Source organism: Edaphobacter sp., from assembly GCF_035763405.1.
Taxonomy (GTDB): Bacteria; Acidobacteriota; Terriglobia; order Terriglobales; family Acidobacteriaceae; genus Edaphobacter.
This window is the reverse complement of sequence record NZ_DASUBE010000168.1, coordinates 1-21,065: the sequence shown is the minus strand read 5'-3', so window position 1 is coordinate 21,065 and position 21,065 is coordinate 1. Positions and strand designations below refer to the sequence as shown.

Genomic DNA, 21,065 nt, shown 5'->3' with positions numbered 1-21,065 from the left:
GCTGCATTCTCGCAGAAATCAAGTGCAGGCAGTGTCTCTTTATAGTCAAGTCCGCAAACCCCGCATCGATCATGCTGAAAGAGTGCGGCCGTTCGCCTGTCATTCTGAGCGCAGCGAAGAATCCCGGCATTCCGCTCATGCTTGCACAACTCTTCGCCTCAAACCGCTCTACTTCGGCAGCGCCTCCAGCGCGGTCTTTGCCTTGTCGTAGAGCATCTGCGTCTCGGCAGCCTGCTTGCGCAACCCATCGACAATATGCGCCGGGGCCTTGGCCATGAAGGCTTCGTTGCCAAGCTGCTTCTGCGCCGCGGCAAGACCCTTTTCAAACTTCGCGAGCTCCTTCGTCAGGCGCTCACGCTCGGCGGCCACATCGATCTGGCGCTCGTAGACGATGGTCACGTCGAACTCCGAAGTCGAGCGGGCGTTGGTGCCGGTCAGAGACTCGTTGGCGAACTCGACCGACTGCACACGCGCAAGGCGACTAAGCATGTCGCAGTTCGCATCGGCCAAAGCGAGCACACGATTGCTCGCGTGAAGCTGAATGGGTGCCGCTTCCTTCTCCGGAACGCCAAGCTCCTTGCGTAGCGCACGCACCGTGACGATCAGGTCCTGCAAGGTCTTCATCGCCGCATCGGCGGCGGCATCGGCGGGGAAGTCAGCGGCCAGCGGATAGCGCGTCAGCGCGATCGACTTCGCGGGAGCAGCGTTGTTGTAAAGCGCGTGCCATATCTCTTCAGTCAGGAAGGGCATGAAGGGCGAGAGCAGCCGCAACGCGCTCTCGAAGACGGCCACCAGCGAGGCGAGTGTGATTGCGGTGATGTCGTTCTTCGTGTGGTTCTCGCCGAAGTCGAGCCGCAGTTTGACCAGTTCCAGATACCAGTCACAGAACTCGCCCCAGAAAAACTGATAGACGGCGCTGGCGGCTTCATCGAAGCGATACGCGGCGAGCGCGCGTTCCACCTCAGCTGAAACCGCGCTCAGCCGCGAGAACATCCAGCGCGTTTCAAGCGGAGTTGTCTCGGGCAGGGCACCCACCTGGGCCGACGATGAGGCCGACGGCGAAGGCGGGGCACCCACACTGACCGTGTACCCCGCCTTCTGCGCCGCGTCCATCTGCATAAAGAGAAACCGCGCCGCATTCCATATCTTGTTGGCAAACGCGCGATAGCCTTCGGTGCGGCCTTCGCTGAAGGCGATGTCGGTTCCCGGCGAGGCCATGCTGGCCAGCGTAAACCGCACCGCATCGGTCCCATACTTCTCGACAATCTCGATAGGGTCAATCACGTTGCCCTTCGTCTTGGACATCTTCTGCCGCTCAGCATCGCGCACCAGCGCATGAATATAAACCTCGCGGAAGGGCACAGCGTCTTTCAACTCGCGCTTCGAGCCGTCAGGCAGCGGCACGTCGAGCATGAAGTGGCACCCAAGCATAATCATCCGCGCCACCCAGAAGAAGAGAATGTCGAAGCCGGTGACAAGAAGCTGCGTCGGATAGAACGCCCGAATGTCAGCCATGTTCTGCGGCCAGCCGAAGACGGTAAACGGCAGCAGGCCGGAGGAGAACCACGTGTCGAGCACATCCGTCTCCTGCGTGATGTTGGCGGAGCCGCACTTGCCGCACTTCGTCGGCGTCTCACGCGCGACGGTAATCTCCTTGCACTCGCCGCAATGCCACGCGGGGATGCGATGCCCCCACCAGAGCTGCCGCGAGATGCACCAATCGTGGATGTTCGTCATCCACTCCAGATAAATCTTCTTGTACATCTCCGGCGTGAACTGGATGGCGGGCTTTGCGCCGTTCGCTGCGTCAACGGCGTCGATCGCATTCTGCGCGATGGAGTTTCCACCGCTCGCCGGCTGCTTATTCACTGCGATGAACCACTGATCCGAGAGCCGCGGCTCAATCACTGCTCCGCTTCTCTGCGAGAGCGCAATGGCCAGCGCATGGTCCTTCACCGCGACCAGCATCCCCGCCGCTTCAAGATCGGCCAGCAGCTTTTCGCGCGCTGCATAGCGGTCGAGCCCGTGGTACGGCGACCCAGGCAGCAGCACATGCGCCGTCTCATCAAGAATCGTCAGCGACGGCAGCTTGTGCCGCTGCCCGATGGCAAAGTCATTGGGATCGTGCGCAGGTGTCACCTTCACCGCGCCGGTGCCGAACTCGGGATTCGCCCAGTCGTCGGCAACAATAGGCACCTCGCGGTCAGCCCCGCCGTTCACGCCAGTCATCGGCACGCGCACCTTCTTGCCAATCAGCGCCCGATACCGTTCGTCATTCGGATTCACCGCAACCGCCGTATCGCCGAGCAGCGTTTCGGGCCGCGTCGTTGCGATCGTGATCGAACCCGTCCCATCGGCCAGCGGATAGCGAATGTGATAGAGCTTGCCCTGCCTCTCCTCGTGCGTCACCTCCAGATCGCTGACGGCAGTCTTCAGCACGGGATCCCAATTCACGATGTATGCCCCGCGATAGATCAGCCCCTGCTCCCACAGTCGCACAAAGGCCTCGCGGACGGCGAGGCTCAGCCGCTCATCCATGGTGAAGTACTCGCGCGACCAGTCCACCGAAGCGCCCAGCCGCTTCATCTGGTCCAGAATGGCCCCGCCGTAGTGCGCGCGCCAGTCCCACACGCGTTCGATGAATGCCTCGCGACCAAGTTGCTGGCGCGAGCTGCCCTCGCTCGCAAGCTGCCGCTCGACCATCATCTGCGTGGCGATGCCCGCGTGATCGGTGCCCGGCACCCACAGCGCCGTCTCGCCCAGCATCCGCCGCCAGCGCGTCAGGATGTCCATCTCCGTCTGGTTGAGCATGTGGCCCATGTGCAGCCGGCCGGTGACGTTCGGCGGCGGCAGCAGGATAGTGAACTTCTTTGTTGTATCCTGCGTATCTTCAGCCGGGGTTGCTACGTCAAACAGACGTTCCTCGACCCAGTACCGGGCCCAGCGTTCTTCAATGACAGACGGGTCGTATGCTTTCGGCAGTTCGTGACTCATGTGTGATTTAAGGGTAGCATCCAGAGGGCAATGCCCGGGGCCGCGGCCTGCCCGCCGAATGAGGTCTGCTTCCATGGTTCGATGGTTGTTTGCAGCCGTTGTACTGCTCTATGCCGTAAGGCCCGCGATGGCCCGCTCGGTCGATGACCGCGTCAGCCTTGGCGGCGACATCACCATCGCGGCAGGCGAGACCGGCGGCGATGTCGTCTGCGTCTTCTGCTCCATACATATCCACGGCGACACGCGGGGCGACGTGGTCGCGGTGTTGGGCAGCGTCACCGTAGACTCCGGCCACCGAATCGGTGGCGATGTTGCCGTCATCGGCGGCGACCTCAACCTTGGCCCTGAGTCCGAGGTGGGCGGCGATGTGTCGGTCATCGCCGGAAGCCCCAACCTCGCCGAGGATGCAGCGATTCACGGCTCGCGCACGGTGATTCCAGGTCGAGCGTGGCTCTTGTTGCCGTTCGCCCCTCTGCTCATCCTGGTCGGAATCATCTGGCTCATCGTCTATCTGGTACGGCGCGCCCGATACAGCTATCCCGCCTATCCGGGGCCTCGGCGTTATTGAAGCGTGCGAACAGCGCAAAGGACGATGGCCCATTCAGCGAATGGGCCATCGTCTTGAAACTATAGGAGAGCCGCTTATCTGCTGCTGTAGCTCTTCCTGCCGCATCATGCTTCGCTTGTCATTCTGAGCAGAGCGAAGAGCCCCGCATTTCGCCTATGGCTGCACAAAACTGACTCGCCAAGGAATCGGCCCAGTGCCCTGTCTCTGAAGTTCGCAACATCATTCAAGTTGTCATCCTGAGCGGAGTTTGGCGGCTTTTTACGCCAAACGGAGTCGAAGGACCTGTGGTTTTGCGATTTCAATTCATACAAAAAACTTTCGAGACACCACCTAGAACGGATTGATCTTCTTAATCCCCTTCTTCTTGGGGTGTTTGCTTGAAGACTCGTTGGACTTGTCGAAGTCCGGCTTCGTCTTCTTGCCATTGGCAGCGGGTTGCTGGGCAGCGGGTTGTGGCTTTCCGGCCACGTCGTTGATGGTATCGGGTGCAGCCGCCGGCTGTTCTACCGGAGGCAGCGGTGCGGCGTTCGGCGGGCCCACAGGTTTGATGCCGCCCGTGTCTACGGGTGCAGCGGTCGAAGACGGCGAGAGGATTTCAACCCCCATCGAAGCGCCAGGCGCGCCTGCTCCGCTCGTCGCAGGGGCAGCCGTCACCGGCGCGGTCGTGCTGCCGGGCTCCGTCGCGACTGCCGACGAATTGCTGTCCACGCTGCTCTCTGTAGGGATGTTCTGGAAGGCAAGCGGAGCTGCCGGAGTTGCTGCCGGTGTCTGCGCGGGCGCAGCGGCCGTCTGAGCCGGTGCTTGCGCTGGAGCGGCGGCTGGCGTCGGCGCAGCGGCCTTGGGTTGCGACGGGTTCATCGCCTCTTTGAAGTTGTTGATGATCGATCGTGTGACATCCGGCGCAAGCGTGGGTTTGGGATCCGTCAGCGACGGCTCGCCTTCACGCGCGGCCATCACCACGTCCGGCTGGTGGAGGAAGAGCAGTTTGGCGCGGTCCTGTAGCCGATACTGGCGGCGGCTGTTTTCCAGTGCCACACTCGCTGCCACCTGTTCGGGCGTCGGCGTGGGGATGGGCAGGTTCATCGCGGCGAGCCGGTCGCGCGCATCTTCCACGCGCGGCGCTGCGGAGTGCTCAAGCACGACCTTGCGGTAGGCGTCGGCTGCCTGGTTATCGTAGATCTGTTCCAGCCGCGCCTTTGGGCCCTCGGGCAGCCGGACCGAACGCACATAGTTGGCCTCCGCCTCGTAGGCATCGCCCAGCCCAATCAGCACCTCGTCCATGTGGCTGTATTCGGGATACGTATCGACGACGGTCTGGTAGCGCGCAATCGTCGCCGGCCAGTTGTTCCGCGAGGCGTAGAAGGACGCAATCTCAGACTCGCGCGAGCCCAGCACTTCCTGCACCTCTCTCAGCCGCTGCTTGGCCTGCGGCACCAGCGGCGAGTCGGGGAATTGCTGCAACATCAGCCGATACTCTTCCTCGGCATGGGTGGCCTTGGAATAGTCGCGGTCGGGCTTGTCCATCTGGCGGAAGTAGATGTCGCCCACGCGCATCTGGGCCTCGGCGGCCTCGGGCGCATTCGGGAAAAACGTGATGAAGTCCTTGTACTCGGCCTCGGCCTGGGTCAGCGCGGCGGTGCCGCCTTCCTTGTACCAACTGTCAGCGACGGCCAGCTTGGCGCGCATCAGATATTGCGAATCCGGATAGGTGTTCAGCAGCGTTTGCAGGTCCAGCCGTGCCACGTCGAAGCGGCCCTTCTTCGTGGCGTAGAGTGCCTTGTCGTAAAGCTCCTTATCGGGCAGCTTCGCGGCCTCGGCGGCCTCGGGTGTCAGCTTCTTTTCCTTGCGCAGCTCGCGCTTGGTGTCCTTCGATTGGACGACCTTTTCCTTCTTGTCTTCATCCTTCCTGCTCTTCTTCTTGTGAAGCTCGGTCGAAAGCGTGACATTTTCCTGCTTCTGACCGTTGGCGTCGGTAGTGGTCGTCGTGGAGCCAGTCACCTGCGCGCCTGCGGCAAGCGTTGTCGTCAGCATGGCGGCAGTCACAAGACCGGCCAGAACGCCCGAGCGAACGGTTGGGAAGAAAGAATGGATGGAACGGTGAGTCATCGGCTGTAAACCCCATCGGCCTCGCGCACGCAGGCGCTCAGGCATCCGTTTATTTTAGTCTTTCCCGCCACGCTTGTCTTACCTCGGGCGGCGATTGTGGCCAGCAGAAAAGCTGCTGAAAATGCCCGTCGTACTTAAGGGCACGGCTTCAGCCGTGTCGTAGGGCCTTCATCTGTTTGGGGGCTTTGGCCCCTGACGTACGATTCGTCACTACAGCGCGTTCTCTTGCAGCGGTTGGTGCAGCCGCGCGCGCCACCTTCAGCAGCTCCCGAGCATTCTTCGTCGTCTTGCCCGGACTGAACACGGCCGAACCGGCAACAAGCATGTCCGCTCCTGCTTCGACGACGCTGGCGACCGTGTCGTGAGCGACACCGCCATCCACTTCAATGCGGAAGTTCAGGCCCATCGTCTCCCGCAGCTCGGCGAGCAGGGCGATCTTGTCCAGCGCAAGCGGCAGAAACTGCTGGCCCCCGAAGCCCGGATTCACGCTCATCACCAGCACATGGTGAACCATCGGCAGCACTTCGACCAACGTCTCGACCGGCGTGGCCGGGTTGATGACCACCGCAGGCTGCACCTTATATTGCTCGATCAACTGCAACGTGCGGTACAGGTGCCGGCACACCTCCTGGTGGACGCTGATCATGTCCGCCCCCGCCTCGGCAAACTCGGGGATGAACGCATCCGGGTTCTCGATCATCAGGTGGCAGTCCAGCGGCAGCTTCGTAATGGGCCGGATGGCCTTAACGACAGGCGGCCCGAAGGTGATGTTCGGAACAAAATGTCCGTCCATGACATCCACATGGACAATCGTGCCGCCGCCGCGCTCCGCCGCGGCAATCTCGTCGGCCAGGTGCGCGAAGTCCGCAGCAAGAATGGAAAACGCCAGTTCGATCAAGGATTCACTCCTGCCAGAAGTCTATCAGCGCAAAGCCGGACAGACGGAACTCGCCCCAACCCAGATCGTGTCAAGCCCCCCACTGGGAAAATCCCTCCCAACTCGCACAAAACAGGGCGAATCGAGCGGTGTAGATTTGGCGGTCGAGTTTACGCCGCCACGTATCATGGAATGAGGGGCCTCTGATTAAGTCTCCGATTGTTGACCCGTCATTCTGAGCGCAGCGAGGAATCCCTGTATTTCTTTTCTGCGCTGAGTCCTTCCGCGGCCCTCCGATTACGTACATCAGGGCTTCCTGAGCACTGCGAACGAGCTGGCAATTTGGAGGGCTTCAGCCTCGTACCGTCCACCCAGACATTGCTGGGTAGTCCGAACCTAAGTCCTTTGTTCGAAGGACTTTGAGTACTTAATGGGGGGTACTACCCGGCCGCCTCATCCGCCGCCGCAACGCGCCCCTCGCCGAGTATGCGTTCCTTCGCAGCCTTCGCCGCCCCGCGGTCGGTCTCCGCCATCGCCTTCGGCTCGCCGATCGCCACCCGCGCCGCCCCGCGCAGAATCTTCCGCACGGGCCACGAGCCGTCCGCGTTCTGGAAGTAAATCTCCCCGGCGCGCTGCTTCTCCGGACGGTAATACCACCGCCGAAGCATCGAGAGATGATCGCTCACCAGAGCGAGGTCAGCGGTGGAAGACACGTCCTGCTGCAAAGCCGCCAGCACACGAGCCGCCCGCTCCTCTGGCGAGTCCGTCGCCGTTGCCTCGCCTTCGAGCGGCACAGCCTGAAGCATCAGCGGCTGCGCAAACAGCGAGCTGCCGACCGAGGTCTGCTCCCGCACCGCCCGCACGCCAAGCGTCGAGAGCCGCTCCGGCCCCGAGAGGCAGCCTCCTTCGAGCAGAAAGAGCGCAGCCTCTTCCCGCTGCTCAGCGCCCGCCGCCGCCGCCTGCACCACGACCGCACGAAGGCATGGAACAGGCCGCACGAGCCAGTCAGCCTGTGCCGCCGCCGCCTTCACCTTCTGCCACTGCGCATGGATTGCCGCCGCCCGCTCGAACTCCATCGCCGCCGCCGCCTCGTCGCGTTCCTGAGCGAGCTGAGCGATCATGCTCTCGCCGCGCGTGTCGAAGAACCGTTTCACCGCCTCCGCCTCGGCCGTGTACTGCTCGGCCGTGCAGGCCATCTTGCACGGCTCCAGACACTTCTTCATCTCGCCGTAGACGCAGCCCGGATGCTCCGGATAAGGTTCGAGATCTTCGTAGCACCGTCGCAGCTTGAAGAGGTCGAGCACCGCATCCGAGTAGCGTTCCGCCGCCACCCGCGAAGGGAACGGCCCGTACATCTCGCCCAGCCCCCGCTTCGAAAGCCGATTGGTTGCATAGACGCGCGGATGCGCGTTCGTCATGGTGATGCGCAGAAAGTAAGGCGTGTGCAGCTTCAACCTGCGGCGCGCCTCGGCGTATCCGAAGAGCGCGGCAGCGGCGTGGTAGAGCACAAGCTGCGACTCGAACTCCGAGCCCGTGACCGAGTACTCGACGCGAGCGACTTTCTCCCTCAGGTTCAGCCGCTTCGACTGCGACTCCGGCGGATCGAGCAGCCGCCGCATCCTGCGACGAAGATCAGCCGTTCGCGTCAGGTAAGGCTGGTCGTCCGTCTTCGCTCCGCACAAAGCAAAAACACCGGGCAGCGCGGGAACGGTGCGCAGAATCTCGTCAGCACGGGCCGGAGCGAAGTCTACAAGATGATCGAAGTGAAAGCTGGCCGTCACAGTCAGCATTGTAGCCTCGTCATCAGGCTCCCGCGATGGTCATGCCTTCGATGCGGATCGTCGGTGCGGCGCTGGCCCCGCGAAACACAAGATCATCGCCGATGGCGACGATGTTCTTGTACATGTCCTTCAGGTTGCCCGCGATGGTGATCTCTTCGACCGGATAGGCAAGCTCGCCGTTCTCAATCCACAGGCCGCTCGCGCCCTGCGAGTAGTCGCCCGTGACGAGGTTCACGCCGAAGCCCATCACCTCGGTGACGTAGAGACCGTTCTTCACGTCGCCGATGATCTCGTCCGGCGTGAGCGAGCCCGGCTCCAGAAAGAAGTTGCCCGCGCCGATGCCCGGATTCCCCGCGAGGCCACGCGAGGCGTTGCCGGTGGACGCTATGCCGAGCTTGCGCGCGGTGTAGGTGTTGGTGACGTAGCTCTTCAGCACACCGCGCTCGACCAGCACCGTGCGGCGCGTAGGCAGGCCCTCGCCGTCGAAGGGCCGTGTGCCGAATCCGCCGATGCCATCGAAGACGAGCGTGCCGTCGTCGATGACGGTGATGTCCTCGCCCGCGACCTGCTCGCCGAGCTTGCCCGCGAAGAACGAAGCGTTGCGGTAGATCGCGTCGCCGTTGGCCGCCTCGAAGATATTGCCGATGATCGACTTCGCAATTTCGGCCGAGAAGACAACCGGAGCCTTCTGCGTCTTCACCTGCCGCGCGCCCAGCCGCTGGAGCGTGCGCCGCGCAGCCTCCTGCCCGACGGCCTCGGGCGAGTCGAGCTTCTTCGTCGTGCGCGCGGCGGAGAACCAGTAGTTCCGCTGCATCGCGCCCCTTTCATCCTGCGCGATGGGCTGGGTGGAAAATCCGCAGTAGCTGCGGCTGTACTCGCCCGCAAAGCCGCGCGAGTTCACCATGACCTTATGCGTTGTCGCTGTGTCGAAGTCTCCTCCGCCGGAGTTCTGGATGCGCGTATCGCAGGCCATCGCCGCTGCCTCGGTGCGTCGAGCAATCTCAATGCGCTCGGCAGGCGGCATCTGGTTCACGTCATCGAAGTAGAGGTTCAGCTCGCCTTCCAGTTTGCCGTACTCATTCGGCTCAGGCAGCCCGGCGAACGGGTCTTCGCTGGTAATCTTTGCCAGCGTGATGGCCCCTTCGACCAGCCGCTCGATGCTCTCAGCAGAAAAGTCGGAAGACGAAGTACTCGCCACGCGCTGCCCGATAAAGACGCGCAGTCCGATGGCGCGCGAGCCGGACTCCTTAAGCTGCTCCACCTGCCCGAGACGGACGAGCGCAGAAAACTCATCGCCCTCAAAGATGACAGCCTCGGCGTCTGTAGCCCCGGCCTTCATGGCTTTGACTACGACGTCCGTGGCGAGCTGTTTCAGATCGGAGGTGATTGCGGGTGCTATCTGGGACAAGTTCCAAACCTCAATGGACAGGGGATGAGGACTGACGCGCCACTCGGCCGTCGGTCGCCTTGAGAAAATACATACCGGCGGAGCAGTACTCGGAGTCGCTCTTGAACTTGTGCCCGATGTGAGTTTCCTGTCCGCCTTCCGGGCTGCGCTTGAATACCTTGACCGCACCGCCGCAATTCATGCAGCGGAACTCCGTGTCGTTGTCCTCGAGCGCTTCGGCGATCGTCTTGACCTTCCAGAACGGTTCGTAACCACCGCTCGCTCTAACTCGACGACGTTTCACTTCACACTGGTAAAAACTTTCCCGTTCGACTGCCATTCCGTGCCTCATTCCATGGTGCGGTTGACTTGTTGGGTTGAATCGTACTCTCCGGTATCATGCACGCGGAGGAAATCCGCCACGTTATTGCAGAAATTGTGATTCGATCGCTTCGAACTCATAGACCTCGTCGCGCTCGAACGCCATATCTATTGCCCTGTTCCCCCCACGGTCATGCGGTCGAGTTTTACCGTCGGCATGCCGACGCCGACCGGGACGCTCTGGCCCGCTTTGCCGCAGGTGCCGATGCCTTCATCGAGTGCGAGGTCGTTGCCGACCATCGAGACATGCTTGAGCGCCTCCGGGCCGTTGCCGATTAGCGTCGCGCCTTTGACCGGCTGCGTTACCTTGCCGTCTTCGATCAGGTAAGCCTCGCTTGCCGAGAAGACGAACTTGCCGTTGGTGATGTCCACCTGGCCGCCGCCGAAGTTCACGGCATAGAGGCCGCGCTTGACGGACTTGATGATGTCCTCGGGCATGTCTTCGCCGTTGAGCATGTAGGTGTTCGTCATGCGCGGCATGGGGATATGGTGGTAGCTCTCGCGGCGTCCGCTGCCGGTGTTGGGCATCCCCATCAGTCGCGCGTTGAGCTTGTCGGAGAGGAAGCCTTTGAGGATGCCGTTTTCAATCAGCACATTCTCCTGCGTGGGCGTGCCTTCGTCGTCCACGTTGAGCGAGCCGCGGCGGCCGGGCATCAGGCCGTTATCGACGACCGTGACCTTTGGGCTGGCGACCTGCTGGCCGATGAGTCCGGCGAAGGCGGAGGTCTTCTTGCGGTTGAAGTCGGCTTCGAGACCGTGGCCGACGGCTTCGTGCAGCAGCACGCCCGGCCAGCCGGGGCCGAGTACAACCTGCATCTCGCCTGCGGGCGCCTCGACGGCGCTGAGTTGCAGGATCGCGGTACGCGCGGCCTCCGTGGCGAAGTGCTCTGGTGACTTGGTGCCTTCGAAGAAGTCCATCGTCACGCGCCCGCCGCCGCCGCTCGTTCCGCGTGCGGTGTTGGTGGCGTCCTTGGCGATGACGAAGATGTTCAAGCGCGCGAGCGGTTGCGTGTCCGAGGCGAAGGTGCCGTCAGACGCAGCGACGAGGATGCGGCGCAGCTCGTCGTTGAATCCGGCGCGGACCTGCACGATGCGCTGGTCGTAGGCGCGTGCAGCTTTGTCGGCGCGCTCGATCAGCGCGAGCTTGGCGGCGATCTCGGCATCGCTGGTCGCGCCAGTGATGGGGTAGAGCGACGGCGCGCCATCGGGCTGGCGGAAGCCGCTCATCAGTTCCTTGGCCGGGCCGCTGGCGATGAGCGCGGCAGTGCGCGCGGCGCGGAGCAGGCGGTCGCTTGAAAGATCGTCGGTGTAGGCGTAACCAGTGCGCTCGCCGGAGACGACGCGCACGCCGCAGCCTACGCTGATACCCTGGCTGGCCGTCTTGACCAGCGACTCGTCGATGCCGAGCGAGGTCGAGGTGACGGACTCAAAGTAGAGGTCTGCATAGTCTCCACCCGCTGAAAGAGCCTCGCCGAGGCAGCGTTCCATCAGGCGTTCGGAGACGCCGAGCTTGTCGATGAAGTAGCGTTTGTGGTCCGGGGCGGATGTTGTCATCTTGAGTTAGATGATAGGCGCGGCACACGGGTGCGGCAAATGCCCCGAATGGCGCTGGCTATCGCCCATGCGGCTGGCTATCGCCCGTGCGAAGGATCTGGAGAAGCGGCGACGCTCATGTCGAGTAGCAGCTTCGGCGCCCCCGGCGCGTAGCAGTTGCCGTCGCTGGCGTATGTCTCCGCACAGGCGCGCGTGGACGATTTGCGGCGCGGCGACTGTGCATACTGCCACACGACTGCATCCGGCGTTCCGCTGTGCTCAAGCGGCGGAGGGTGCAGCGTGCAGCCGTTCGAGGGCGGGCAGGCGTCCTGGTAGACGAATAGCGCGATGGGATGAAGATGATCGTGCGAGACGTGTTCGCGGATGTCCTGAGCAGTTGTAATGGTGTGGCCGTGGCCTTCGCTCACGGGCTGGCCGCTGGCGTAGACACCAGGCAGATAGCCGGAGTGCGCGACCGCTTCGGTCCACGCAAAGAGATACGCCGCCTGCTCGTCAAGGAGGCGCCCGCCTTGTTCCTGATCGAGAAAGATGATGGTGCGGGCGGGGAAGTGTTCGCGCCCGGCTGCGGCGATGGCGGCTGCGGCGTCTTGCCTGCCCAGCGATTCAGGAGTTGTATGCGCGCGCTGCGCCTTCACGATCTGCGTATCAAGGCGGCCATTGAACAAAACGAGGAAGCCGAAGCCCGCACGCAGCAATGTGTCGCGCTTGCCCTGCCATGTATTTGCGTCTTCGCCCGGAGGCGCGTTGAGCCAGTATCCGGCAAAGGAAAAGTCCTTGCGCAGCGCGGGCAGGGCGGCATCGCCGGGATAGAGGTTCAGATCGAAGCCGATGTAGTTTTTGTGTGCCGATGAAGTCTGCTGGGCCTGTAGAAATGGCGTGAGCGCGAGCAAGGTGAGGCAGGTGGCGAGCAGGCGACGAGGGGAGGTCATGCTTCTCTTAAGGTACACAACTATTGTGCTAACGTGCTCTTGAGAGCATGGTGTGCCTCAAGGAGAGCAGGATGAGCACGCTGGAGATGGACCCGCGATACCCGATTGGCTGGTTTTCAAGGCTACATCACACTGCGCGCATCACGCGACTCGGCGGGCGGAAGGGCCGGTAGCGCCGAATGGAGACAGCGCCCGCGCGCAGGACTTCCGTTGCAGACGAGCAGACGGTCGAGCAGATTGCTGCCGCCATCGAGGCATTCCTTGCCGAGCATCCTTGCGCCATCGTGCTCGAGGGAGGCAAGGCCATCTTCGACATGCGAGAGGCGAAGTACAGCCTTGCAACCGAACATGGCCGCTGCACGTTACAGATGTGGAGCGAAGAGCACAATCTGGTTCGTCGCGTCAGCGCCACCAGAGTGCGCAAGGACATGCTGCTGCTGAGCACGTTGCGCTTCGGACAGACGAAACCGCAGACACTGGAACTGGTGGCGGACCGGGATCGTCGCACGCCGTCAACGCGCCAGGCCACGCGCGCGAAATATCTGCGCGTGCTGGACCGCGTGCTGGCACGGAACTTTCCCGAATTCAAGCCTGAGGCATTTCGCACGGCAATGGATCTTGAGCACAGCTTCGGTCCGGCCTATGCGCGCGGCTCGCTGGTGCAGGGACAGAAGGCGTGGGCCGTCATCGCAGTCAACGACGAAGAGACGCAGGTTACGGTGGACGGCATTCTGACGCTTGGGATTCTGTGGCTCCATCATTGCCGCGAGTCTGGCAGCGGACGCAGGGTGTATCAGGGATTGAAGGTGATCGTCCCGCACGGCATGTCGGCGCTGACGCTCTCGCGGCTGGCGTGGCTCAACACCGCCGTCGCGCAGTGGGAGTTGTACGAACTGGACGAGCGCACCGAAGAACTGGTCGAACGCGACGCCGCCGACCATGGCAATCTTCTGACGCGGCTGGTGCGTGCGCCGAATGAGCAAATGGTGCGGGAGAGATTCGCCGAAGCGGCGGCGCGTGTAATGACTCTTGTTCCCGAGCCGATGCGGGAAGTCGTCGAACAGCGCGTGCGAAGCGCAACGGAGATGGCTTTCCTGCTGCATGGACTAGAGTTTGCGCGCGTCAAAATGGGTTATTCCGGCAACTCCTTCAACAGCGCGCAGGAGATTACCTTCGGCGCCGGCGCGAATGAGACCTTGCTGGGCGAAGCCAGCGAAGACCAGTTGAGCGAACTGGTGGCACGACTATTTACGCGGCGTGCAGCGGGCGGCGACATGCGCGATCCTCTCTATCGCATGCAGCCGGAGCGATGGCTTGAAAGCGTGCTTCGCCGCAATGTCGAACCACTCGACGCACGGCTTGATCCGGCGCACGTCTACACGCAGGTGCCCGCGTTTGCCGCGGCGGATCGTGGGATGCTGGACCTTCTCGGTGTGACGAACGACGGGCGTCTGGCTGTGATCGAATTGAAGGCCGACGAAGACCTGCACCTTGCGCTACAAGGGTTGGACTACTGGATTCGCGTCCGCTGGCATCACCTGCAAAATCCAGACCGCATGACTGGTTTGGGTGAGTTTCAGCGGCACGGCTACTTCGGTGGGCGCTATCTGTCGGAGGAAGCACCGCGGCTGTATCTTGTTGCCCCTGCGCTGCGCGTGCATCCGGCGACGGATGTGGTGCTGCGCCATCTCTCGCCCCGTGTCGAGTGGATGCTGGTTGCGCTCGACGAGCGATGGCGCGAGAAGGTGAAGGCGGTTTGGCGCAAGCGAAGCGGTGGGTAGATGTGTAGCTGCACTGTATGTACACTTAAGGGGTTGAATGTTTGATTGGGACGAAGCGAATTTGGACCACATAGCGCGTCACGGGGTTGCGCGTGAGGAAGCTGAACAGGTTATTTTGAACGATCCAGTCGATGGCTGGCGGCAACATCAGGATGGCGAGGAGCGGTTCATGCAGATTGGCGTGACGAATGCCATGAGAGTGCTGGTTGTGATTGTCACTTGGCGTGGTGATTTGGTCCGTGTTGTCAGTGCGTTTCCTGCGCCACCCGGTTTGCGGAGCTTTTATGCGGCGGAGAGAGGCTAACATGACGAAAAAAGAGATCGTAATGCCGAAGTTCAAGACCGAACGAGAAGAAGCGGATTGGTGGGCAGACAATCCGGATTTTATTTTGCAGGAGTTCAAACGCGCCAAAGCCGAAGGCCGTTTAGGACACGGCACGGTAAAAAGGCTGGCGGCTGAACGACAGGCGGCCAGGAGCACGACCATTCGGCTCGATCCGACGGACTTGTCGCTTGCAAAGACGCAGGCGGAGAAGAAGGGATTACGCTACCAGACTTATCTGAAGATGCTGATCCACGAGGCGCTCGGGCGCGAAGAGGCCAAGGCCCACAGATAAGAGGCCAATCAGCCGCAACTGGTGCCGAGGGCTTCAAGCGAGGTCGCACTCTCCTCGATGGCGTCTTCGGACGCGGCTTCGTGGCGCGACTCGAAGAACCCCTCGATCGCGCTGAGCACCGCATTGCCGTTCTTCGATTCAAAGATCTGCCTGCGCAGCGCCGCACCGCCAGGGACGCCGTGCGTAAACCAGCTTGCAAACTGCTTCATCTTGCCGACACAGTCGCGGTGGCGCTGCTCGCGCGCCGTCTGTCCGGCGGCGGTGATGGCCGCGGCGCGCGTGGCTTCGGCGGCCTCTTCGAGGGCAATCTCATCGACCAGCATCTGGAAGTAGGTGCGGATCATGTGGTAGCGGTCTTCGTTTGTGGGAACATCGTAACTTCCCATGCCCGTGGCGTCTTTGGTGGCGGTGTACTGGGCAATCTGGCGGAAGATCCACGGGTTAGCCGGAGCGGTGCGGCCAATCATCACAGCGTCACAGCGGGTCTTTTCGACCATCGCGGCGGCGTCTTCCGGCGTGCGGATGTCGCCGTTGCCAATGACCGGAATGTTGACCGCGTCTTTAATCTGTGCGATGTACTCCCAGCGTGCCTGGCCTGTGTAGCCGTCCTCGCGCGTGCGGGCGTGCAGGGCTACGGCGTTCAGGCCGGAGTCTTCGGCCAGCTTCGCCAACTCGACGCAGACGATGTTCTGGTCGTTCCATCCCATGCGAATCTTCACGGTGAAAGGAATGGTCACTGAGGCGCGGATGGCCTTGAAGATGCGCTCGATCTGCGGCAGATCGCGCAAGAGGCCCGAACCGCCGTTGCAGGCGACGACGCGCTTGGCCGGGCAGCCCAGATTCAGGTCCACGATGTCGAAGCCTGCGTCCTCGACGATGCGCGCCGACTCGGCCAGCGTCTCGGGGTTCGAGCCGAAGAGCTGCGCGGCGATGGGGTGCTCGTCGTCGTAGTACGTCAGATAACGCTTGCGCTTGGTCTCGCGCATCCGCGAGAGCCCGTCGGCGGAGGTGAACTCCGTCATGATGAGCCCGCAGCCCGACTGCTGGTTGGTGGTCTCCTGCGCCACGTCAGCATCGGTCACGGCGGAGCTGAACTGGCTGGCATTCTTGATGAAGCGGCGGAAGACGGTGTCAGTCACGCCGGCCATCGGGGCCAGTACTGTTGCAGGAGCGATGTTCACTTTGCCGATGGAGAAGCCGGCCGGGACGCGGCTCTGCTCGGGCATCGCGTGCTCAATGGGGTCGTCCCACCGCTTCTGCTCGAGTGTGTATCGCTTCTTCATAGGGACAGAGGTCAGGGAATAGGGATCAGAAATGCAGAGGCCCCCGCGCTGGCGGAGGCCTCCGGGTTTATGGGCTCCGCTTACTTCGCGGCGGCGGCTTCGGCTTTGCCTGCGTCGCTCCTGGCGAACTTGCGGCGGAAGCGTTCGACGCGGCCGGCGGTATCGACCAGCTTCTGCTTGCCGGTGAAGAACGGGTGGCAGGCCGAGCAGATTTCGAGCACAATGTCGCCCTTGTGGGTCGAGCGCGTCTCGAAGTGGGTCCCGCAGGCGCACTTGACGGTGATGGTTTCGTACTTCGGGTGGATTCCTTCTTTGGGCATGGTATCTATCCTTTTGATCGCACGGAGCCTGTCGGCCCTCTTGCGGAACTTTTGCCGTCCGGCGCGCGGATCGCTTGCGAACGGGTGTGCTCACCGTCACATCGAAGTGCCTGTCGCGCTTCCGGAGTACGGGCAGTCTCTTTAGTTTAGCCGATTTGGCCTGCTTATCCTACATCTCTCACAGATTCGCACAGGGCCGATTCGATTCAGGTGCTGCGATACTGGAAGGCAATGATCGAGGTTTGCTCAAAGTGCGAAGGATCGGGGCTGCGGATTGTGCGGCGCGACGACGGAACGCAGTTTGCCCAGGAATGCTCCTGTCGGATTGAGCGCAGGGCTGCCCGCAGGTTGGGCCGCGCGGCGATTCCACGGCGCTATGAGCACTGCACGCTCGATAACTACGAGACGAACTTTCCCTCTTCGCACCGGTCGTTGGGCGCTGCCCTGCTGCGGGCGCGGAAGTTTGTCGAGGGCTATCCACTGGAAACGGCCGGAACAGGGCTGTTGCTGACCGGCTCGATCGGTGTTGGCAAAACTCATTTGGCTGTCGGCATCCTGCAGGCGCTGGTCGCCGAGCGCGGGGCCACAGGCCTCTTTTATGATTACCGTGACCTGCTCAAGCAGGTGCAGAACAGCTACAACCGGCAGGTTGCGGCAACGGAGCTGGAGATTCTGGCCCCCGTCTTCGACGCAGAAGTGCTGGTTTTAGATGAGCTTGGCGCGTCCAAACCCACCGACTGGGTTTGGGACACCGTAGCCCACATCCTAAACACGCGCTACAACGACCGTCGCACGACGATTATCACCACGAACTACGCCAATCTTGCGCCACTGGGTATGGAGCAGGGGCCGCGAGGTGCGGTGCGCGAAGAGACGCTCGGCGACAGGATTGGCGAACGCATGAGATCCAGGTTGCAGGAGATGTGCGTTGTGGTCGAGATGCAGGGAGAAGACTTCCGCCAGAAGGTCAAACGGGCGAGCTTCGGCTGAGCCGTGTGTTCCCTCAGATCATTGTCGCCAGCATGAAGAGCACGACGGTCAGGGCCGCGAACTGGTACAGCCGGTCCGAAGGAGCCGAGGTGGCCGCGGTCAGCACTGCTTGCCCGGTCTGGTCAGGTGCATTGAAATTTTGTCGGCTCATCATGACCTTCCTTACTCCTTCTGATGATCTTTAACGTCATTTAGCTCCAGAAAGTTCTGCCCCGGCATGAAAATCAGGTGAAGTTTGCTGATGGGATGCCTCGAATCGGTTTCGTCCGGGCGTCGTCGGCGGCCAGTATAAAATTCTGGCCTATGAGCGAAGAGCAGCGGACTGGCGGCGCAGGTGGCGATGAGGCGAAGGCGGAAAGCGGAGCTGCTGAGTCCGCTATGTTTCAAGCAAAGCCCACCAGCGACGCGCGCGTTCCTGTGATGGCATGGGTGGTGGCTGGAGTGGTGGTGCTGGCCGTGCTGGTGGCCCTGGTGTTTGCGGGACGTCGCAAGAGCGGACCGCCGCCGAATACGCTCCAGCCGCTGGCGGCCTATGCAGCTAACCTTCCCTTGTCGCAGTTCTCCATGAGCGAGTCCACCAGCTACTCGGGTGGCAAATCGACCTTCGTCGATGGTCATATCCATAACGGGGGCAGCCAGACGGTGACGGGCATCATGGTGCAGGTCATCTTCCGCAATGACGAAGGGTTGCCGCCCCGGATCGAGACGCTGCCGATGGCGCTGATTCGGACGCGGGAGCCATATATCGATACCCAGCCCGTGGCGCAGAACCCGCTCAAACCCGGCGACGACCGGGACTTTCGCCTGATCTTCGAGTCGATTCCTGACAACTGGAACTATCAGATGCCTGAGGTTCGAGTCATTCAGGTAGAGACGAAGTAGATTCGGCGCCCTTGCCGGTCAGCAATACTTTCCGGGCACCCGGAACAAATTGCGGGGAACGGGCAGGTTTTCCGGAGAGCCGCGAGTCGTTTCATCTGGTGTAAATCATTCATTTTCAATCATATGTTGGCGTAGCTCTACTTTGGCACGCTACCTGCTCTAGAGACTGCGTGCGGTCGTTTGCAACGCATGAGGCACCGCTAGAATTCAGGAGCTTGGACAATGATGAAAACCGGACTTAATTTAGGTTTCTCCGTACTGCTGCTTGGAGGCGCTTTGGGCATGACCGCTGCTGCTCAGACGAGTGCGCCGCCCGCTACGCCTGCGTCGCAGCCAGCCGCCAGTGCCACGGCGAACAGCATGAATCCCGATGACGCTTCGAGCTATGCCACCGGTCAGCCCTTGCAGATGCAGTCGAAGGAAGGCTTCTGGGGTCACATGAACCCCTTTGCCCGCAAGAAGTGGGTGAAGAGACAGCTCGACCCGATCCGCGACCGCGACAATGAGCTTGACCAGCTTCAGGCCAAGAACGCGAACGACATCCGCGACGTAGACAGCCGCGCGCAGGCAGGCATCCATAAAGCGATGGATGCGGCCAACACGGCCGACCAGCACGCGCAGGACGCGCAGAACCGCGCGAACGCCGCTCAGTCGCTGGCCGACAACGCCGACGGCCGCACCAATGCATTGAGCACGACCGTGGGCAACCTGGATCAGTACCAGCAGGTCTCGGCAACCGCCATTCCGTTCGCGTCCGGGCGCACCTCGCTCGGCCCGAAGGGCAAGGCTGACCTCGACGACCTGGCTACCAAACTGGCCAACGAGAAGGGCTACATCATCGAGATTCAGGGCTACAGCCGCTCAGGCGTTGCCGCTTCGCAGGCGATGGCCAGCTCGGTGGCACGCTATCTCGTGACCGAGCACCAGGTTCCGGTGTACCGCATCTACAAGACTGGCATGGGCCGCAATGTGGCCAAAGCCGATAGTGGCGAAGAGACCATCACCAATGGCGTCCGGGTATCGTTGCTCCACAACAGCCTGGCGACCATGAATCCAAGTTCGGCGGCCAACGTTGCGCCGTCGTCGCCGGCAGGCTCATCTCAGACCGGGGTCAGCAATCCTCCTGAGATGAATCCGTAGCCCTCCCCCCAAGGGCGGCGGCGTTCTCCCCGCCGCCCGCAAGTTTGTCGGGACAACGGCTCAGACTGTTCCCGCAAAAAACCTCTCCTAACCAGAGAGAACCAAGGCAGATTGGCCCCTCAATGAGGGGCCGTTTTTTTGCCTGTGTGTTTTCAGGTTGAGCGGACGAGAAGTGGCTTTACTTCCAGGCTCGTGACCATCGCGGGCCTTGCGTCTCGTCCGTGCGCAGACGCGCGTCTACGCCCGCGTTCTTCTCAATCACTCTGCCGAAGAGCCAGATCAGATCCGAGAGTCGGTTCAGGTAGGAGAGGATCGTGGGCTGCACTGCAACTCCGCTTTCGGCCAGCCGCACCACATTGCGCTCCGCGCGGCGGCAGGTGGTGCGAGCCACCTCGTAGGCAGCCGATTCAGGATGCCCGCCCGGGATTGACCAGTCCGAGAGGATACCTTCAATCGCTTCGATCCTGTGGACGAGCCCGGTGAGGTGATCGACGTTCTCCTCTGTGATGACGGGCGCGTTCTCATTTTCCGGCGGCGAAGCCAGCGCCCCGCCGACCGTGAAGAGCATTCGCTGAATCTGCTCGGTCCAGTCGTGGACTTCCTTGTTGGAGCAGATGCTGCGGGCGAACCCGAGCGCCGTGTTCAGCTCATCGACCGAGCCGTAGGCCTCGACGCGCAGGTCGGCCTTCGAGACGCGCGCGCCTCCCGCCAGGCCAGTCTTGCCGCTGTCTCCATGTCTCGTTGCAATGCTCATGGTGGTCCCTGCCTTTATACGCCGATGTTTGCGCGGATGCCGGATACGCACGATCCGGCATCCGCGCAGGGTTGACTTCAGACTCGTTGACTTTAGACTCCTCTACTTCAAACTCCACGATTCGCCGCCGAAGCTGAGCTTGAGCCCGGCCCGGAAAGTGAGTGGCATCGAAGGGTAGCCGAACGCTTCGTAGTAGTGCTCGCTCAGCAGGTTTTGCACTGCGGCATAGGCGGTGAGCGCGTGGCTGACCTCGTACCCTCCGCTGAGGTCGAGCCGCTGATACGCGCCCAGCAGGTTGCGATTGGGCAGCAGCAGACTCGGGCCGAAGTTTTCGTCCGAGAGATACGTGCTGTCGTCGCGGCGTCCGACCAGCGTTCCGGTCAGCGATCCGTACCAGCGCGAGCGCATGTAGTTCAGGTCGAAGTAGCCGGTGTGCGGTGCGCGGCGGAATGGACGTGCACCCTTGAGCGGCGAGTACTGGCCGATGAGAATGTCGCTGAAGTTGGAACTGCTGTTCTTGACCGGGGCCGACGAGCTGGAAAACGAGCGTTGCACCACGGCGTCGAGATACGTGTAGCCCCCGCGCGCAAAGAGGTGGTGCGTGATGCTGTACTCAATCTCCGCCTCCGCTCCCTGCGCGCGAAAGGCCATCGAATTGATGGTCGCGCCGTACTGCGCGGCGGGATCTCCGGCGGCGGCAAAGCCAAGCTGGACCAGCGCG

At 62.1% G+C, this 21,065-nt stretch carries 20 protein-coding genes; 7 read left to right on the top strand and 13 right to left on the bottom strand.

Features of this window, described 5'->3' with window-relative positions; genetic code table 11:
- Window positions 1–168: 168 nt before the first annotated feature.
- Window positions 169–2,994, bottom strand: a complete 2,826-nt coding sequence (locus VFU66_RS15595) for a valine--tRNA ligase (protein ID WP_326447194.1) — start codon at window positions 2,992–2,994, stop codon at window positions 169–171.
- A 73-nt stretch (window positions 2,995–3,067) separates the two neighbouring features.
- On the opposite strand from VFU66_RS15595, the gene VFU66_RS15590 reads away from it, so the two are divergent.
- Window positions 3,068–3,562 (top strand): hypothetical protein, encoded by a 495-nt coding sequence (locus tag VFU66_RS15590; protein ID WP_326447193.1) that lies wholly within the window; start codon window positions 3,068–3,070, stop codon window positions 3,560–3,562.
- 330 nt (window positions 3,563–3,892) lie between these two features.
- On the opposite strand, the gene bamD is transcribed toward VFU66_RS15590, so the two are convergent.
- The 7 genes from bamD to VFU66_RS15555 form a co-directional block, all read right to left on the bottom strand.
- Window positions 3,893–5,668 (bottom strand): outer membrane protein assembly factor BamD, encoded by a 1,776-nt coding sequence (gene bamD, locus VFU66_RS15585; RefSeq protein ID WP_326447192.1) that lies wholly within the window; start codon window positions 5,666–5,668, stop codon window positions 3,893–3,895.
- Window positions 5,669–5,816: 148 nt separating this feature from the next.
- The gene (gene rpe, locus VFU66_RS15580; protein WP_326447191.1) at window positions 5,817–6,566 is read right to left on the bottom strand and encodes a ribulose-phosphate 3-epimerase; all 750 of its coding nucleotides are present in this window, start codon (window positions 6,564–6,566) and stop codon (window positions 5,817–5,819) included.
- A gap of 419 nt (window positions 6,567–6,985) precedes the next feature.
- Window positions 6,986–8,335, bottom strand: a complete 1,350-nt coding sequence (locus VFU66_RS15575) for an excinuclease ABC subunit UvrC (RefSeq protein ID WP_326447190.1) — start codon at window positions 8,333–8,335, stop codon at window positions 6,986–6,988.
- Window positions 8,336–8,348: 13 nt separating this feature from the next.
- A complete protein-coding gene (locus VFU66_RS15570; RefSeq protein ID WP_326447212.1) occupies window positions 8,349–9,665 on the bottom strand; it encodes a TldD/PmbA family protein in 1,317 nt (438 codons plus the stop codon).
- Window positions 9,666–9,744: 79 nt separating this feature from the next.
- On the bottom strand, window positions 9,745–10,053 hold the full coding sequence (locus VFU66_RS15565) for a hypothetical protein (protein WP_326447189.1): 309 nt from the start codon (window positions 10,051–10,053) through the stop codon (window positions 9,745–9,747).
- Window positions 10,054–10,202: 149 nt separating this feature from the next.
- Window positions 10,203–11,648, bottom strand: coding sequence for a metalloprotease TldD (gene tldD, locus VFU66_RS15560; RefSeq protein WP_326447188.1), 1,446 nt, complete (start codon window positions 11,646–11,648; stop codon window positions 10,203–10,205).
- A gap of 77 nt (window positions 11,649–11,725) precedes the next feature.
- Entirely contained in the window at window positions 11,726–12,577 is an 852-nt protein-coding gene (locus tag VFU66_RS15555; RefSeq protein WP_326447187.1) for a glycoside hydrolase domain-containing protein, read from the bottom strand.
- Between the two features lie 179 nt (window positions 12,578–12,756).
- Between VFU66_RS15555 and VFU66_RS15550 the strand changes: the two genes are divergently transcribed.
- The 3 genes from VFU66_RS15550 to VFU66_RS15540 are packed head-to-tail and all read left to right on the top strand — an operon-like array spanning window position 12,757 to window position 14,975.
- Entirely contained in the window at window positions 12,757–14,358 is a 1,602-nt protein-coding gene (locus tag VFU66_RS15550; RefSeq protein WP_326447186.1) for a hypothetical protein, read from the top strand.
- Between the two features lie 37 nt (window positions 14,359–14,395).
- Window positions 14,396–14,662 carry a BrnT family toxin gene (locus tag VFU66_RS15545; protein ID WP_326447185.1) on the top strand — a complete coding sequence of 89 codons (267 nt, stop codon included), beginning with the start codon at window positions 14,396–14,398 and terminating at the stop codon, window positions 14,660–14,662.
- A gap of 1 nt (window position 14,663) precedes the next feature.
- Window positions 14,664–14,975 carry a hypothetical protein gene (locus tag VFU66_RS15540; RefSeq protein WP_326447184.1) on the top strand — a complete coding sequence of 104 codons (312 nt, stop codon included), beginning with the start codon at window positions 14,664–14,666 and terminating at the stop codon, window positions 14,973–14,975.
- Between the two features lie 8 nt (window positions 14,976–14,983).
- Here VFU66_RS15540 and VFU66_RS15535 read toward each other — a convergent pair whose 3' ends face one another.
- Together VFU66_RS15535 and rpmE are read right to left on the bottom strand one after the other, a co-directional pair.
- Complete coding sequence (locus tag VFU66_RS15535) at window positions 14,984–16,258, bottom strand: tRNA dihydrouridine synthase (RefSeq protein ID WP_326447183.1); 1,275 nt, start codon at window positions 16,256–16,258, stop codon at window positions 14,984–14,986.
- Window positions 16,259–16,338: 80 nt separating this feature from the next.
- Window positions 16,339–16,578: a 50S ribosomal protein L31 gene (gene rpmE / locus VFU66_RS15530; protein WP_326447182.1), complete on the bottom strand. Its 240-nt coding sequence runs from the start codon at window positions 16,576–16,578 to the stop codon at window positions 16,339–16,341.
- 231 nt (window positions 16,579–16,809) lie between these two features.
- Between rpmE and VFU66_RS15525 the strand changes: the two genes are divergently transcribed.
- Window positions 16,810–17,568: an ATP-binding protein gene (locus tag VFU66_RS15525; RefSeq protein WP_326447181.1), complete on the top strand. Its 759-nt coding sequence runs from the start codon at window positions 16,810–16,812 to the stop codon at window positions 17,566–17,568.
- Window positions 17,569–17,581: 13 nt separating this feature from the next.
- Here the strand turns inward: VFU66_RS15525 and VFU66_RS15520 are convergent, their stop codons facing one another.
- Window positions 17,582–17,719: a hypothetical protein gene (locus tag VFU66_RS15520; RefSeq protein WP_326447180.1), complete on the bottom strand. Its 138-nt coding sequence runs from the start codon at window positions 17,717–17,719 to the stop codon at window positions 17,582–17,584.
- A gap of 152 nt (window positions 17,720–17,871) precedes the next feature.
- Between VFU66_RS15520 and VFU66_RS15515 the strand changes: the two genes are divergently transcribed.
- On the top strand, window positions 17,872–18,450 hold the full coding sequence (locus VFU66_RS15515) for a DUF2393 family protein (protein ID WP_326447179.1): 579 nt from the start codon (window positions 17,872–17,874) through the stop codon (window positions 18,448–18,450).
- A 282-nt stretch (window positions 18,451–18,732) separates the two neighbouring features.
- Window positions 18,733–19,590 carry an OmpA family protein gene (locus VFU66_RS15510; protein WP_326447178.1) on the top strand — a complete coding sequence of 286 codons (858 nt, stop codon included), beginning with the start codon at window positions 18,733–18,735 and terminating at the stop codon, window positions 19,588–19,590.
- A 178-nt stretch (window positions 19,591–19,768) separates the two neighbouring features.
- On the opposite strand, the gene VFU66_RS15505 is transcribed toward VFU66_RS15510, so the two are convergent.
- Window positions 19,769–20,344, bottom strand: a complete 576-nt coding sequence (locus VFU66_RS15505; protein WP_326447177.1) for a cob(I)yrinic acid a,c-diamide adenosyltransferase — start codon at window positions 20,342–20,344, stop codon at window positions 19,769–19,771.
- A gap of 102 nt (window positions 20,345–20,446) precedes the next feature.
- The coding region (locus tag VFU66_RS15500; RefSeq protein ID WP_326447176.1) for a TonB-dependent receptor domain-containing protein at window positions 20,447–21,065 on the bottom strand (619 nt) is incomplete at its 5' end.